Genomic DNA, 15,666 nt, shown 5'->3' on the forward strand with positions numbered 1-15,666 from the left:
TTTTGCTTGGCCGTGCCCAAATTGCGCTGCGCCGCTCAGTCGGCGGGCGTGAGCATGGCGTCACGCCGGGCCAGAGTGACCAGGCGCAGGCCAGCATCGCCGGCGCGATCCAGCGCGAGGCTGGTGGGGGCGGAGAGGGTGACGAGCAGGGGGCAGCCGGCGAGCGCGGCCTTCTCCACCAGTTCATAGGAGCAGCGCGAGGAAAGGAGGGCGAAGCCGCCATCCCAGCCAAGGCCGGCGCGGGCCATGGCGCCGATCAGCTTGTCGAAACCATTGTGGCGGCCGACATCCTCGCGCGCGAGGCGGAGCGTGCCGTCGGGTGCGGCGAGCGCGGCGGCGTGGAGGGCGCCGGTGCGCTGGTTGCCCGGCTGGCGCGCGTCGAGCGCATCGAGGGCACGGAACAGGGCGGCATCGTCGGCCTGGGTCACGGCGGTGACACGCGGCAGCGGGCGCAGCGCCTGTTCCAGATTCTCTATGCCGCACAGGCCGCAGGCGGATTCGGCGACGCGGTGGCGGACGCGCGCGAGGATACGGTCATGGCGATCGGCGATCAGGCGGATGCGCAGCAGCAGACCCTGGGGCGCTTCATGGATATCGATGTCGATGATGTCGGCGGCCGTATCGATCAGCCGTTCGGACAGGGCGAAGCCGGTGGCGAGATCGTCGAGATCGGCCGGGGTCGCCATCAGCACGGCATAGCCGATGCCATTATATTCGAGCGCGACCGGGCATTCGACCGCGACCGCACGGGTGACGGGCGCGCGGCCGCCGTCCGGGGTGATCCGGGTGAAGCGGACGGGCCGGTCGGCGTCGCTCATCGGGCGGTGCGCACCGTCACGGCAATCGACTTGTAGGCGGGGGTGCCGCTGGCCGGATCATAATCGTCGAGCGGGACGAGATTGTTCGCCTCGGGATAATAGGCGGCGAGCGATCCGCGCGCGATGGCGTGTCTGACGATGGTGAAGCCGCGCAATTCGCGGCCCGCCGGCGTCGTTACATCGACCTTGTCGCCATGGGCGAGGCCCATTTCGGCGAGGTCGATCTCGTTCGCGAAGATGATGTCGCGCCGGCCATGGATGCCGCGATAGCGATCATCATAGCTGTAGATGGTCGTATTATACTGGTCATGGCTGCGGATGGTGGTGAGCAGCAGCGGCAGCGCGCCCTCGTCCGGCGCGGCCGGGTGGGTGATGAACTGCGCCTTGCCGCTGGGCGTGTTCCAGATGCGGTCGCTGGGGCCGATGGTCAGGCGAAAGCCGCCCGGATCGCGCACGCGGACGTTGAAGTCGCGGAAATCGGGATAGACCGCCTCGATCCCGTCGCGGATGCGGTCATAATCGGCGACCATGCCGTCCCAGTCGGTGCGGCTGGCGGGCATGGCGGCTTTGGCCAGGCCGGCGACGATCGCCGGTTCGGAGCGGACATGGGGCGAGGGGGGCTTCAGCTTCCCGCGCGAGGCGTGGACCATCGACATGCTGTCCTCCACCGTCACCCATTGCGGGCCGGCGGCCTGCAGATCCAGTTCGGTGCGGCCAAGGCAGGGCAGGACCAATGTCTCGCGCGCGGTCAGCAGGCAGGTGCGGTTGAATTTGGTGAGGATGTTGACCGACAGGTCGAGCCGACGCACGGCGGCGAAACAGGCGTCGGGATCGGGCATGGCGACGGCGAGATTGCCGCCGAGCGAAATCAGCGCCTTTGATTCGCCGGCGTGCATGGCGGCCAGTGCTTCCACCGCATTATGGCCATGCTTGCGCGGCGACTGGATGGCAAAGGCGGTGTCGAGCCGTTGCAGCATCGCTTCGGTCGGCAATTCGGTGATGCCGACGGTGCGGTCGCCCTGCACATTGCTATGGCCGCGCAGCGGGCAGATGCCGGCACCCGGCTTGCCGACATTGCCGCGCAGCAGCAGCAGGTTGGCGAGCGCCTGCACATTCTGCGTGCCGTGGCGATGCTGGGTGATGCCCATGCCATAGCAGATGATGACCCGGTCGGCCTTGGCATAGACATGGGTCATGCTCTCGATCGCCTCGCGGGTGAGGCCGGACAGGCGCTCGATCCACGGCCATTGGGTCGCCTCGATATCGGCGCGCAGGGCGTCGAAGCCCTCGGTATGCTGGGCGATGAATTCGTGGTCGATCGTGCCGGGCTGCTGCGCCTCGATCGCCAGCAGTGCCTTCATCATGCCCTTGAGCATTGCCATGTCGCCGCCGATCCGCACCTGATGATAGGCCGAGGCGAGCGGGGTGGCGCCGGTCGAGAGCATTTCGGTCGGGTGCTGGGGCGACTTGAAGCGCTCCAGCCCGCGTTCGCGCATCGGGTTGGCGACGATGATCGGCACGCCGCGCTTGGAGGCGGCGGCGAGCGTGCTCAGCATGCGGGGATGGTTGGTGCCCGGATTATGGCCGATGCAGAAGATCGCGTCGGCATGGTCGAAATCCTCCAGCGTCACCGTGCCCTTGCCGATGCCGATCGATTTGGGGAGGCCGGTGCTGGTCGCCTCATGACACATGTTCGAGCAGTCGGGGAAATTGTTGGTGCCGAATTCGCGGGCGAACAATTGGTAGAGGAAGGCGGATTCGTTCGAGGCGCGGCCCGAGCAGTAGAATTCGGCCTGATCGGCATGGTCGAGCGCCTGGAGCGCAGCGCCGGCGCGGGCAAAGGCCTCGTCCCAGCTGATCGGCACGAAATGGTCGGTCGCGGCATCATAGCGCAGCGGCTGCGTCAGGCGGCCGGCATCTTCGAGCTTATGGTCGGTCCAGGTCCACAATTCGCTGACGCTGTAGCGGGCGAAGAAATCGGGATCGACGCGCTTGACCGTCGCTTCCCAGGTGACCGCCTTGGCGCCATTTTCGCAGAACTCGAACGAAGAGGTGTGCTTGGGGTCGGGCCAGGCGCAACCGGGACAGTCGAAGCCGTCGGGCTGGTTCATCTGGAGCAGGGCGCGAGTGTCGGGACTGGCGCGCATCTGTTCGGCGACCGTCTTTGCCACCGCGCGCAAGGCGCCCCAGCCGCCGGCGGGGCCGTCATAATGGGATACGCCCTCGACCGTGTCAGGGATCAGGTCGTCGGCGGATTTGTCCATGGTCATGTATCCCATATCAGCTGGGTGCCCCACGACGGATATAGGAAAATTCGCCTGAATAACCAAGGCCGCAGGGATGCAACGAGGCACGCCGGGTGGGGCGTGATCTCGTCATCTACTGCTGTCATGAAATGATGGTGCGGTCGAGAAGACTCGAACTTCCACGGCCTTTCGGCCACAACGACCTCAACGTTGCGCGTCTACCAATTCCGCCACGACCGCACATCAACAGGGAAACCGGCGGGGCCGGTGTCTTGGTAGGAGGCGGCCCTTAGCAAAGGCTTTTGGGTCATGCAACAAGTGATCGGCATCGACGTTATGTTTGTTTGATCGGACGACGCGCGCGGAAAGGGACTGGACCCATGTCCATACATTTCTGGATCGGATCGGGCGCGACCATTATAGTGGCCGCTGCGATGGGCTTGGGCCTGGGTTCCTATGTCACCAGCCCGCAAAGGCCGGTAAGGGCGGCGATGGATGCGGATATCGGCGGTATCGACATGGCGGCATCGCAGGATCTGCCGCCCGTCGAGCGTGGGCCGGCAATCGTCAATTGCACGGGATGCGGGCCGACGCTGGAGGAGCGGCGGATGAAGGCCGATATGGCGGGACTGGATGCCGATGGCATGATCGGCGGATCGCATGATTCGGCTGTACGCGATTATCTGGCGCAGGATGATGTGCCGGTTGAAACGGTGGCGCTGGGCGATCCGCCGCTGCCGCCGCCGACGGTAAGGAGCCATCGCCTGCCGCCGCAGATCGAGCGATTCGCGGCGGGCGAGGCGGAACCGCAAGCGGTGATGACGCCGGTCGCGACGGCATCGCCGCCTCCACCGGTTCCCGCAGAACCGGCAGAGGCGGGCTTGCCGCAGTAGAGACAGGCTATTCGGCGGCGACCACCGCCGGAGTGTCGCTCAACGGATGGGCGAGTCGATTGACCATTTCCTTCGGGCAGACCTGCCAGATGTAGCGGCGCCAGCGATCCCAGTCGTCCAGGATGGTGTTCGACCATTTGCTGTCGGTCGCGACCGCATGTTCGGCGATCAATGCCTTCAGCTCGCCTTCCCAATGGGCACTGTCCAGCCGCTGCCAGACAATGCTTTCGGGGTTGGCGCGCGACGGGAAGCTGCCATCCTCGTCGAGGATGAAAGCCATGCCGCCGGTCATGCCCGCGCCGAAATTGGCGCCGGTCTTGCCCAGGATCACGGCGGTGCCGCCGGTCATATATTCGCAGCCATTGGCGCCGCAGCCTTCGACCACCACCTTCGCGCCCGAGTTGCGGACCGCGAAGCGCTCGCCGGCCTGGCCCGCCGCGAACAGCTTGCCGCTGGTCGCGCCGTAGAGGACGGTATTGCCGATGATGGTGTTGTCCTTCGACGACAGCGGCGAGGAGACGGTCGTGCGCACCTTGATGATGCCCCCCGAAAGCCCCTTGCCGACATAGTCATTGGCGTCGCCGAACACTTCAAGGGTGATGCCCTTGCAGAGGAAGGCGCCGAGCGACTGGCCGGCCGAGCCGCGCAGACGCACGGTCAGATGGCCGTCTGCCAGCGTCGACATGCCGAACTTGTCGGTTACGGCCGAGGAGAGGCGGGTGCCGACGGCGCGGTGCGTGTTGCGCACCGTGTAGGTCAGCTGCATCTTTTCGCCCCGCTCGAACACGGCGCGGGCATCCTTCATCATCTGCGCGTCGAGACTGTCGGGTACTTCATTGCGCCAGGCGTCGAGCGAGAAGCGGCGCTGCTCGTCCGGCGCATCGACCTTGGCCAGGATCGGGTTGAGATCGAGATCATCGAGATGCTCGGCGCCGCGATTGACCTGCTTCAAGAGTTCGGTGCGGCCGATCACCTCATCCAGGCTGCGGAAGCCCAGACGCGCCAGGATTTCGCGCACTTCCTCGGCAATGAAGGTCATCAGGTTGATGACCTTTTCCGGCGTGCCAGTGAACTTCTGGCGCAGCTTTTCATCCTGCACGCAGACGCCCACGGGGCAGGTGTTGCTGTGGCACTGGCGCACCATGATGCAGCCCATGGCGACCAGCGACAGCGTGCCGATGCCGAACTCCTCGGCGCCCAGGATCGCGGCGATGACGATGTCGCGCCCGGTCTTGAGGCCGCCATCGGTGCGCAGCTTTACCCGGTGGCGCAGGCCGTTGAGGGTCAGCACCTGGTTCGCTTCCGACAGGCCCATTTCCCAGGGGGTGCCGGCATATTTGATCGATGTTTGCGGGCTGGCGCCGGTGCCGCCGACATGGCCGGCGACCAGGATGACGTCAGCATGCGCCTTGGCCACACCAGCGGCCACGGTGCCGATGCCGGCCTGGCTGACCAGCTTGACGCAGACGCGGGCGCGCGGGTTGATCATCTTGCAGTCATAGATGAGCTGCGCGAGATCCTCGATCGAGTAGATGTCATGGTGCGGCGGTGGCGAGATGAGGGTCACGCCGGGCGTCGAGTGGCGCAGGCGGGCGATGAATTCGGTCACCTTGAAGCCGGGCAGCTGGCCGCCCTCGCCGGGCTTGGCGCCCTGCGCGACCTTGATCTCGATTTCCTCGGCCGACCCCAGATATTCGGCATGGACGCCGAAGCGGCCCGACGCGATCTGCTTGATCACCGAGTTGGCATTGTCGCCATTCTCATAGGGCTTGAAGCGCGCGGCATCCTCGCCACCCTCGCCCGACACCGCCTTGGCGCCGATGCGGTTCATGGCGATCGCCAGCGTCTCATGCGCCTCCGGGGAGAGCGCGCCCAGGGACATGCCTGGCGTCACGAAGCGCTTGCGGATCTCGGTGGTGGCTTCGACCTCGTCGATCGGCACCGCTTCGCGGGCGAAGTTGAACTCCATCAGGTCGCGCAGATAGACCGGCGGCAGGTCGCGCACGCCGCGCGAGAATTGCAGATAGGTCGAATAGCTGTCGGTGCCGACGGCGGTCTGCAGCAGGTGCATCAGCTGGGCGGAATAGGCATGGGCCTCGCCGCCGTTGCGCTGGCGATAGAAGCCGCCGATCGGCAGGCGCACGACCGCACTGTCATGCGCCTTGTCGTGGCGCAGCATCGCCGAATAATGGAGCGAGGCATAGCCTTCGCCCGAAATCTTCGCCGGCATGCCGGGGAAGAGATCGTTGACGAGGGCGCGCGACAGGCCGACCGCCTCGAAATTATAGCCACCACGATAGGAACTGATGACGGCGATGCCCATCTTGGACATGATCTTCAGCAGGCCTTCGTTGATCGCGGTGCGCTGACGCTCGAAACACTGGTCGAGGGTCAGGTCGCCGAACAGGCCACGGGCATGGCGATCGGCGATGCTGGCTTCGGCCAGATAGGCGTTCACCGTGGTCGCGCCGACGCCGATCAGCACTGCGAAATAATGGGTGTCGAGCGCTTCGGCCGAGCGCACGTTGATCGACGCATAACTGCGCAGGCCCTTGCGGACGAGATGGGTGTGGACGGCGGCAGCCGCCAGCACGCCCTGGATCGCGACCCGGTCCGGCCCGACGCGCTCGTCGGTGAGGAACAGTTCGCTACGTCCTTCGCGTACCGCCTGCTCTGCCTCCTCGCGGATGCGGGCGATCGCCGCGCGCAGCTGTTCCTGGCCGCCGGTCGAGGGGAAGGTGCAGTCGATTTCCGCCACGGCCGGGCCGAAATAGGCCTTGAGCCGCGCCCATTCGGCGCTGTTGAGCACCGGGGATTCCAGCACCAGCACATGGCTGTTCTGCGCGCCTTCCTCCAGGATGTTGTGGAGGTTGGAGAAGCGCGTCTTGAGGCTCATCACATGCCGTTCGCGCAGACTGTCGATCGGCGGGTTGGTGACCTGGCTGAAATTCTGGCGGAAGAAATGGCTGATCGTGCGCGGCTTGTCGGAGATGACCGCCAGCGGCGTGTCGTCGCCCATCGAGCCGATCGCTTCCTTGGCATCCTCGACCATGGGCGCGAGGATCAGTTCCATATCCTCCAGCGTCATGTTGGCCGCAACCTGGCGGCGAGTCAGTTCCGCCTTGTCCCATGCCGGCAGGGCGGTGGGGACGTCGGGCAGGTCGCCGATGTCGAGGAAGTCCTTGATCAGGTCGCCATAGGGGCGCTCGCCCGCGATGCGGTCCTTGATCGCGCGATCGTCATAGATCTCGCCTTCCTGAAGATCGATCGCGATCATCTGGCCCGGACCCATGCGGCCCTTCTGGACGATGGTGGTTTCGGGCACGACGACCATGCCGGTTTCGGAACCCACGATCAGCAGATTGTCGCCGGTCAGCGTGTAGCGCAGCGGGCGCAGCGCGTTGCGATCGACGCCGGCCACCACCCAGCGGCCGTCGGTCATCGCCAGCGCGGCCGGGCCGTCCCACGGCTCCATCACGGAGGCGAGATATTCATACATGTCGGCATGCGCCTTGGGCAGTTCGGCGCTTTCCGCCTGCCATGCCTCGGGCACCAGCATCAGCTTGGCCGTGGGCGCATCGCGGCCCGATCGGCAGATCGCCTCGAACACGGCGTCAAGCGCGGCGGTGTCCGACGCGCCGGCCGGGATCACCGGCTTGATGTCCTCCGACTGCTCGCCAAAGGCCAGCGACGCCATCTTGATCTCGTGGCTCTTCATCCAGTTCTTGTTGCCGCGGATCGTGTTGATCTCGCCATTATGGGCGAGGGTGCGGAACGGCTGGGCCAGCCACCATTGCGGGAAGGTGTTGGTCGAATAGCGCTGATGGAAGATGGCGACGCGGCTCTCGAACCGCTCGTCCTGCAGGTCGGGGTAGAAGACCGACAACGATTCGGCGAGGAACAGCCCCTTGTAGATGATCGAGCGGCACGACAGCGAGCAGATGTAGAAGTCGTTGATCTGTGCCTCGATCACCTTCTTTTCGATGCGGCGGCGGATCAGGTAGAGATCCTTCTCGAACTCGCCGACGTCGCGTTCCTCCGGCATCGGGCCGGCGATCATGATCTGCTCGATCTCGGGACGGGTGCGCTGCGCCTTCTCGCCGATGACCGAGACGTCGACCGGCACCTGGCGCCAGCCATAGATGGTGTAGCCCGCGTCGATGATTTCCGATTCGACGATGGTGCGGCAGGTTTCCTGGGCGCTGAGGTCGGTGCGCGGCAGGAAGATCATGCCGACGGCGAGGCGGTTGGGCAGCGGCTTGTGGCCGGAGTCAGCGATGGCATCGTCGAAGAAGCGCACCGGCAGGTCGACATGGATGCCGGCGCCATCGCCGGTCTTGCCATCGGCATCGACCGCGCCGCGGTGCCACACCGCCTTGAGCGCATCGATCGCCGAGGCGACGACGCGGCGGCTGGGCCGGCCATCGGTGGCGGCGACCAGGCCGACGCCGCAGGCATCGCCTTCCATCTCGGGATGATACATGCCCTCGGCAGCGATGCGTGCGCGCTCTTCGGGGCTGGCCATGAAATTATCGTGGGTCATATCGGGCCTTCCTTCCGATAATGAAATTCAGAAATGGACGAGCGCGCGCTTACGCGGCCTGTCGTTCGCCCGCCGCCGCCTTGGCCTTGGCCTTGAGATATTTGTGCATATGGTCGGTCACGTCGCGGCCGTCGCGGATCGCCCAGACCACAAGGCTTGCGCCGCGCACAATGTCGCCGGCGGCGAATACGCCGTCCATGCTGGTCATCATCGTCTTGTGATCGACGCGCAGCGTGCCCCAGCGGGTGACCGACAGATCGTCGGCACCGAACAGGCGGGGCAGGTCTTCGGGGTCATAGCCCAGTGCCTTGATGACCAGATCGGCTTCCAGCGTATGCTCGCTGCCCGGATCGGGTTCGGGCGCGCGGCGGCCCGATGCGTCGGGCTGGCCAAGGCGCATCTTGGTCACCTTGACGCCGGTGACATGCTCCGTGCCCTCGAAGGCGATCGGCGCGGTCAGCCAGACGAACTCGACGCCTTCCTCCTCGGCATTGGCGACTTCGCGCTGCGAGCCGGGCATATTGTCGCGGTCGCGGCGATAGAGGCACTTCACCGACTTGGCGCCCTGGCGAATGGCGGTGCGGACGCAGTCCATCGCGGTGTCGCCGCCGCCGATCACGACGACATTCTTGCCGGTGGCGAGCAGGGTGCCATCCTGATGGCCGGGTACGGCATCGCCGAAGCCCGCCTTGTTGGAGGCGGTGAGATAGTCGAGCGCCTTGACCACGCCCGGTGCGCCGACGCCCGGCGCCTTGATGTCGCGGGCCTTGTAGACGCCGGTGGCGATCAGGATCGCGTCATGCTTGGCGCGCAGCTGTTCCATGCTGGCGTCGCGGCCGACCTCGAACCCTTCGTGGAAGATGATGCCGCCATCCTTGAGGCGCTGGACGCGGCGCATGACGACGTCCTTTTCCAGCTTGAAGCCGGGGATGCCATAGGTCAGCAGGCCGCCGGCGCGGTCGTGCCGGTCATAGACATGCACTTCATAGCCCGCGACGCGCAGATATTCGGCGGTGGTGAGGCCGGCGGGGCCGGCACCGATGACGCCGACCGACTGGCCGCGCGCGGCGCCGGGGACGAGCGGTTCGACCCAGCCTTCCTTCCAGGCGGTGTCGGTGATGAATTTTTCCACCGAGCCGATGGTGACCGATCCGTGGCCGGAAAATTCGATCACGCAATTGCCCTCGCACAGGCGGTCCTGCGGGCAGATGCGGCCGCAGATTTCCGGCATGGTGCTGGTCAGGTTCGACAGCTCATAGGCTTCGCGCAGGCGCCCTTCGGCCGTCAGGCGCAGCCAGTCGGGGATATGATTGTGCAGCGGGCAATGGGTCGAGCAATAGGGCACGCCGCATTGCGAGCAGCGCGACGCCTGTTCCTCGGCCTTGTCCAGGATGAAGGACTTGCTGATTTCCAGAAAGTCCTCGGCGCGGGCGTCGGCGCCGCGCTTTTCCGGATAGGCCTGTTCCTTGCCCACGAACTTCAGCATCGGATTTTCAGCCATGGCATTTCCCTGCAGATGATTATTTGCAGTGCGCATAGCAGGAAAACCCACGGAGTCACGCGGATTCTGGCAATTAAGACAGCAAAACTGACCTATTATCTATCGTTATTGGAAAGGACTGTCGCGGCGCTGTAATTTTCTTTCAATTATTGCGGCCGATATGGACCTATCTCAAGGTGAGCCAGATCAGAGCACCGATGCCGGCAATGATTCGATACAAAGCGAAGGGCGCGAAGCCGTGACGCGACACCAGGCCGACGAACCATCGGATCACCAGCAGCGCGACGATGAAGGAGACGATGAAGCCGAGCGCGATGCTGTCCCAGCCGACCTGGGCGCTGGTGAGCTGGTCGCCCTTCTTGAGCAGTTCGAGCGTCGAGGCGCCGAGCATGGTCGGGATGGCGAGGAAGAAGCTGAATTCGGCGGCGGTGCGGCGTTCGACGCCGAGGGCGAGGGCACCCATGATGGTCGCGCCAGAGCGGCTGACGCCCGGCACCATGGCCAAGCACTGGATGAAGCCGATGCCGATGACGCGGACCAGCGGAATGTCGGCAATGCCGTGGAAGCGCTGGTCCTTGATGAGGCGCTCGATCACCAGGATGGCGACGCCGCCGACGACCAGCGCGCAGGCCACGACCCGGGGTGAGCCGAGCAGCGTGTCGATATAGTCGTGCAGGGCGAGGCCGATGACGACGGCGGGGATGAAGGCGACCAGCAGGTTGCGCACGAAGCGGATGCTGACCGGGTCGAGGCGGAGCAGGCCCATGGCGACAGCCCAGAAGGTGCGCCAGTAGAGGACGACGACGGCGAGGATCGCGCCGAGCTGGATCATGACGTTGAACATCGCCCAGACCGAGGCATCATAGCCGAGCAGTTCGCTCGCCAGGATGAGGTGGCCGGTCGAGGACACGGGGAGAAATTCGGTCAATCCCTCCACGATGCCGAGCAGGATGACCGTCAGATAGTGCATGTCCATGGGGATGTCGGATCCTCAAGCAGGGGGCGCATAAGCCAAGCCCTCCCCCCGCGAAGGGAGAGGGCCGGGCAATGCCTATATGTCAGGGCTGCACCATGCCGCAGTGCAGCGAAAAGGCAAAGCGGCATGGCCACGGCCGGTCGCGGCCGATCATCGGCCCGTCGAGCCGATGGCGGGAATGGATCAGGCCTTCACGCGGCCGGCGAAGCGGCCATGGCTGCGATAGGGGATCATCCAGCGTTCGGCGACGGCCACCATGGGGGTCGGGGCGACGCCCAGTGCTTCAAGGCCCGGCGCGCCCGGTGCGGCGACATTGTCCTGGCCCAGCATGGCGAGCTGGTCGCGGGTGATCGGGCTGCCGGGCAGCAGGGCCAGCAGCGAGGCGAAGGCGCCGGGCACCTCGACCAGCGGCTTGCCGCCACGGCCGATCGCCTTGGCGACCCAGGCGTTGATCTCCTTCATGCTCATGATCTGCGGACCGGCGAGCTCGAAGGTCTTGCCGCCATGGACGCCCGGCTGTTCCGCCGCGTTGGCGATCGCCTCGGCGACGTCGCCGACATAGACGGGCTGGAATTTGGTGTTCGCACCGATCACCGGCACGACCGGGCCGCTGCTGGCGACGCCGGCGAAGCGGTTGAGGAACTGGTCCTCCTGGCCGAAGATGATCGACGGACGGACGATGGTCGCGGTCGGGAAGGCGGCCAGCACGGCGGCTTCGCCCGCAGCCTTGGACCGACCATAAGCCGAGGGGCTGCTGGCATCGGCGCCGATCGCCGAGACATGGACGAGGGCGGTGACGCCCGCAGTTGCGGCTGCCTTTGCGACATTGGCCGCGCCCTCATGCTGGACCGCGTCGAAATCGCCGCTGAGGATGCCGACCAGATTGATGACGATGTCGCTGCCATGGAGCGCGCGGGCGACGGTATCGGGCTTGCGGATATCCGCCGCGACGAACTGGGTCTGGCCCAGATTGCCGAGCGCCTTGACCTTGAAGGCAGAGGCCAGGTCGCGCTGGGCGATGCGCACCCGCGCGCCGCGCGCCATCAGCGCCTGGGCGACCTGGCGCCCAAGAAAGCCGCCGCCGCCGAAGATCGTTACCAGATTGTCCTGCATCACGCGCGTCCCATGCTGTTCGAAAAGGGGAAAGATCGTGCCGTTCCCCTTGCAACTTCCGCCGCCCGCTGACAACCGCCCGCTGGCGGCGGCGTTCCGTTTTCTAATCGGGTGGTATCACCCGATGGCTCGGAAAACGCGACCAGCCAATCAGCCGATCCAGCCCTGCAGTCCGGCGATCATCCACAGGCCCAGCAGCAGGAAGAGCAGGGCCGCGCCGATCTGCAGCGCGCGCATCGGTACCCGCTGCGCCAGCGCTTCGCCGAACAGCACGGCGGGGACATTGGCCAGCATCATGCCGCAGGTGGTGCCGGCGGTGACGGCGAGCAGATTGTCGAACTGGGCGCCCAGCGCCACGGTCGCGACCTGGGTCTTGTCACCCATCTCGACCAGGAAGAAGGCAACCAGCGTCGTCACGAACACGCCGGCCTTCGACGGGGCCTTGAGCGGCGCATCCTCGTCGATCTTGTCGGGTACCAGGGTCCAGAGCGCCATCGCGATGAAGCTGGCTGCCACGGCATAGCGGAACCAGGGCTGCGTCAGCACGCCCGCGATCGAATGGCCGACCAGTGCGGCAAGGAAATGATTGGCGATCGTGGCGACGAAGATGCCCAGGATGATCGGCACCGGCTTGCGAAAACGGGTGGCGAGCAGCATGGCGAGCAACTGCGTCTTGTCGCCCATTTCGGCGAGCGCGACGAGAGCGGTGGAGGTGAGGAAGGCTTCCATGAATATCGTCCGGGCCGGGCTAAAACCAAAGACACAATGCCACCGTCTTCCCCGCCCGGCCGGACTGGGAAGCCGATGCCATTGGTCTCGCCCGATGCGGCTGATACCGCGTCCCATATGCCATGACCTCTCGGCCAAATATGTTGACATATGGCCCGTCCCGTCAGCGGAACGGCTGGCTACTCCCCAGATGACGCGCTAGCCTGTAGCCGGACAGGCCGCGAAAGGCAAGCCGATGAGGACGGGCGACAACAAGACGACGGAGACGGCGGTGGACGTCGCCGCCTATCTCGACGGGGTGGAGCCGGCCGAGCGGCAAGCGGATGGGCACATCGTCGCGGCGCTGATGGCGCGGCTGTCGGGCGAGCCTGCACGCATGTGGGGGCCGAGCATCATCGGCTTTGGCCGCTATCATTATCGCTATGACAGCGGGCGCGAGGGCGACATGTGCCGGATCGGCTTTTCGCCGCGCAAGGCGGAGCTGGTCTTCTATCTGGCCGGCCTCGACGACGCCGATCTTGTCCCGCTGGGCAAGTATCGGCGGGGCAAGGGCTGTCTTTATGTCAAGCGGCTCGACAATATCGACATGGCGGTGCTGGAGGCGCTGATCGGCAAGAGCCTTGCCCATATGGATGGACTCTATCCGCGATAAAGGTGGGTCAGGGTGGTGTGTCCTGGCTTTCCTTCATCCGTCGTTCGGCAAACCATTGGGCCATGGTCTGGGCAAAGCAGCCGGTATTGGCGCCACCGATTGCCGAACAGCCCATCGGGCCGGAATTGCGCTGGACCTGCTCCATCGTCGCGACCTGGCTGCCCCAGCCGGGACCGCCCGCCGGTTCGGGCTTTTCACGCAGCTTCTTGGGAATGCGATAGCGTTCCGATTCGGGCTTGCGGGCACAGACGACGATCTCGTTGGGGTCCGCACCCTGTGGGCAGGGATCGTCGCCATAGACGATCAGGTTGAAAATCTTGTCCGGTGGCGGTTCGGCCTGGGCTGCGGCCGGCGCAGCGGGCAATGCCAGGGTGAGCAGGCCGGCGAGCAGGAGGGGGTGGGGCAGACGCATTATGGCAATTCCTTCATTCGCCCCTATCATTCATCCCCGTCCCGCATTTCCCTGGCGCGGCACTATCTCAACTGACGTCGCCGCGACGCCCAAACCGTCGCGGCAGGCCCGTCAGTGCCTGGGTGGCGTTTCCTGATCCTGCGCTTTCTTTGCATCGGCATCGGCCTTTTCCTCGGCCTTGACGCGCTTTTCGATCGCCTCGCTGTCTGCGTCGATCGTCGACAGGCGCTTGGTGCGCTCCGCTTCAACCAGGTCCTTCCAGCTGGCGTTGTCGGCCTGCTGTCGTTCCGCCTTGGCCAGACGCGACAGCTTGGCGAAGCAGCCGGTGGCGCCGCCGCCGCCGGTGGGCGAACAGCTTTCGATACCATCACGGCCGATATATTCCATCGACTTCACCCGCTCGCCCCAGGCCTGGTGGCTGGGCTGGTTCGGGTCACCACGCAGCGGCTCTGGAATGCGATAGCGTTCTTCCTCGCCCTTGCGTGCGCACACGACGATGTCATCGCCCGCGCTCTGCGGGCAGGCATCGTCGCCATAGACGATGACCAGATTGACCTTTTCGGACGCGGTGCCTGTGGCGGCCGTGGGGGCGCTGTCCTGCTGCGCCAGTGCCGGGACGGCGGTGCCCAGCATCAGGCCGGCGGCGAGGGTGATCAGCGGAGTTTTCATCATCGGTCCGTCCCTTGTTCAGACGCGCTTCGAGAGCGCAATGGCAGCGCGGCACCCCAGGCGGATCGCGCCGGACAGCAGTGGATAGGCCGGGGCCTGCTGCGCGCCATGGGCGATGGCGGCGTCGCGATGCTCGACCTCCTCCGCCTGGAAATCCCTGATCAGCGCGGACAGTTCCGGGTCGTCCTCGCCCAGTTGCTGCAGCTGTTCCTCATAATGGAGGTCGATCTCGGTCTCGATCGCGGCGGTACAGGCCATGGCGGCCTTCGGCCCCATCGCGGCGGTCACGGCGCCCAGCGCAAAGCCGGCGACATTCCAGATCGGATGGATCGCGGTGGGACGCACGCCACGCCGGGCGATCAGCGCGTCGAAGGCGGCACGGTGGCGCTCCTCCTGCGCGGCCATGCCGGCGATCAGTCGACCATAAGGGTGGCGATCGCCCATCACGGCGAGCTGCCCGGCATAGATGCGCACCGCGCCGAATTCGCCCGCCTGGTCAACCCGCACCATGGAGGCGCGATCGACCTTGTCGGTGCGCCGTCCGGGACGCGGGAAATCCTTGGTGGCGCTCATGCCTTCCTCGCTTTCAGCAGCAGAGCCAAGATGGCGAGCGCGGCCGCGCCCGACAAGAGGCCGTTATAGCCTGCCAGCGAAATGCCGAAGAGGCTCCAGGGCGCGACATCGCAGCGGGTGATCGGCGTGGCCATGATCTGGCTCAAAATATCGGCGCTGCTGCCGCCGGTCGGCGTGGTCGAGCAGGCGGTCAGTCCTTCCCACCAGCCATATTCGACCCCGGCATGGAACAGGCCGATGGCGCCGCTGATGCCGATGGCGATGCCGGCGAAACCGGCGAACAGCCCGCTGATGCAGGCGCGGCCACGCAGGGCATAGGCGACCAGCGCCAGCGGGATCGCCGCCATATGGGGGTAACGCTGCCACCAGCACATGTCGCACGGGTGCAGCCCGCCCAGATATTGGGAGGCGTAGGCCGTGCCCAGCGCAATCACGGGCACAAGCAATGCAAGCAGACGGGCGCGGCCCAAGGCGGGGGACAAGCTGTTCATATCGCCCGCTTAAACCCTTGTCCGCCTTTCGTCATGCTGAACTTGCCCGT

13 protein-coding genes, 1 tRNA gene and 1 riboswitch are annotated in these 15,666 nt (G+C 65.7%); of the genes, 2 read left to right on the forward strand and 12 right to left on the reverse strand.

What is annotated here, in order from left to right; all coding sequences use genetic code 11:
• Positions 1-35: 35 nt before the first annotated feature.
• The 3 genes from fdhD to PMI04_RS02840 form a co-directional block, all read right to left on the reverse strand.
• Entirely contained in the window at positions 36-818 is a 783-nt protein-coding gene (gene fdhD, locus PMI04_RS02830) for a formate dehydrogenase accessory sulfurtransferase FdhD (RefSeq protein ID WP_007709497.1), read from the reverse strand.
• Positions 815-3,082 carry an FdhF/YdeP family oxidoreductase gene (locus PMI04_RS02835; RefSeq protein WP_007709496.1) on the reverse strand — a complete coding sequence of 756 codons (2,268 nt, stop codon included), beginning with the start codon at positions 3,080-3,082 and terminating at the stop codon, positions 815-817. The genes fdhD and PMI04_RS02835 overlap by 4 nt, the downstream gene beginning before the upstream one ends.
• A gap of 135 nt (positions 3,083-3,217) precedes the next feature.
• A tRNA-Leu gene (locus PMI04_RS02840) sits at positions 3,218-3,304 on the reverse strand.
• A gap of 140 nt (positions 3,305-3,444) precedes the next feature.
• Here PMI04_RS02840 and PMI04_RS02845 point away from each other — a divergent pair.
• Positions 3,445-3,957 (forward strand): hypothetical protein, encoded by a 513-nt coding sequence (locus PMI04_RS02845; protein ID WP_007709481.1) that lies wholly within the window; start codon positions 3,445-3,447, stop codon positions 3,955-3,957.
• Positions 3,958-3,964: 7 nt separating this feature from the next.
• Here the strand turns inward: PMI04_RS02845 and gltB are convergent, their stop codons facing one another.
• The 5 genes from gltB to PMI04_RS02870 all read right to left on the reverse strand — a co-directional run bounded on the left by gltB (position 3,965) and on the right by PMI04_RS02870 (position 12,819).
• The gene (gene gltB / locus PMI04_RS02850) at positions 3,965-8,500 is read right to left on the reverse strand and encodes a glutamate synthase large subunit (RefSeq protein ID WP_283184845.1); all 4,536 of its coding nucleotides are present in this window, start codon (positions 8,498-8,500) and stop codon (positions 3,965-3,967) included.
• A gap of 49 nt (positions 8,501-8,549) precedes the next feature.
• Positions 8,550-10,001 carry an NAD(P)-dependent oxidoreductase gene (locus tag PMI04_RS02855; protein ID WP_007708072.1) on the reverse strand — a complete coding sequence of 484 codons (1,452 nt, stop codon included), beginning with the start codon at positions 9,999-10,001 and terminating at the stop codon, positions 8,550-8,552.
• Positions 10,002-10,167: 166 nt separating this feature from the next.
• The gene (locus PMI04_RS02860; protein WP_007708069.1) at positions 10,168-10,977 is read right to left on the reverse strand and encodes an undecaprenyl-diphosphate phosphatase; all 810 of its coding nucleotides are present in this window, start codon (positions 10,975-10,977) and stop codon (positions 10,168-10,170) included.
• A gap of 183 nt (positions 10,978-11,160) precedes the next feature.
• A complete protein-coding gene (locus PMI04_RS02865; RefSeq protein WP_007708065.1) occupies positions 11,161-12,090 on the reverse strand; it encodes a complex I NDUFA9 subunit family protein in 930 nt (309 codons plus the stop codon).
• Between the two features lie 150 nt (positions 12,091-12,240).
• A complete protein-coding gene (locus PMI04_RS02870; RefSeq protein WP_007708061.1) occupies positions 12,241-12,819 on the reverse strand; it encodes a TMEM165/GDT1 family protein in 579 nt (192 codons plus the stop codon).
• A 7-nt stretch (positions 12,820-12,826) separates the two neighbouring features.
• Positions 12,827-13,020, reverse strand: a riboswitch (yybP-ykoY riboswitch).
• 34 nt (positions 13,021-13,054) lie between these two features.
• Here PMI04_RS02870 and PMI04_RS02875 point away from each other — a divergent pair.
• Positions 13,055-13,471: a DUF1801 domain-containing protein gene (locus PMI04_RS02875; RefSeq protein ID WP_007708058.1), complete on the forward strand. Its 417-nt coding sequence runs from the start codon at positions 13,055-13,057 to the stop codon at positions 13,469-13,471.
• A 7-nt stretch (positions 13,472-13,478) separates the two neighbouring features.
• Here the strand turns inward: PMI04_RS02875 and PMI04_RS02880 are convergent, their stop codons facing one another.
• The 4 genes from PMI04_RS02880 to PMI04_RS02895 form a co-directional block, all read right to left on the reverse strand.
• Positions 13,479-13,883: a hypothetical protein gene (locus tag PMI04_RS02880; RefSeq protein WP_007708055.1), complete on the reverse strand. Its 405-nt coding sequence runs from the start codon at positions 13,881-13,883 to the stop codon at positions 13,479-13,481.
• A 111-nt stretch (positions 13,884-13,994) separates the two neighbouring features.
• Positions 13,995-14,555: a hypothetical protein gene (locus PMI04_RS02885; RefSeq protein ID WP_037485904.1), complete on the reverse strand. Its 561-nt coding sequence runs from the start codon at positions 14,553-14,555 to the stop codon at positions 13,995-13,997.
• 15 nt (positions 14,556-14,570) lie between these two features.
• Entirely contained in the window at positions 14,571-15,125 is a 555-nt protein-coding gene (locus PMI04_RS02890; protein ID WP_007708049.1) for a demethoxyubiquinone hydroxylase family protein, read from the reverse strand.
• Positions 15,122-15,616: a disulfide bond formation protein B gene (locus PMI04_RS02895; RefSeq protein WP_007708047.1), complete on the reverse strand. Its 495-nt coding sequence runs from the start codon at positions 15,614-15,616 to the stop codon at positions 15,122-15,124. The genes PMI04_RS02890 and PMI04_RS02895 overlap by 4 nt, the downstream gene beginning before the upstream one ends.
• Between the last annotated feature and the right edge of the window lie 50 nt (positions 15,617-15,666).

The organism is Sphingobium sp. AP49 (assembly GCF_000281715.2).
Taxonomy (GTDB): Bacteria; Pseudomonadota; Alphaproteobacteria; order Sphingomonadales; family Sphingomonadaceae; genus Sphingobium.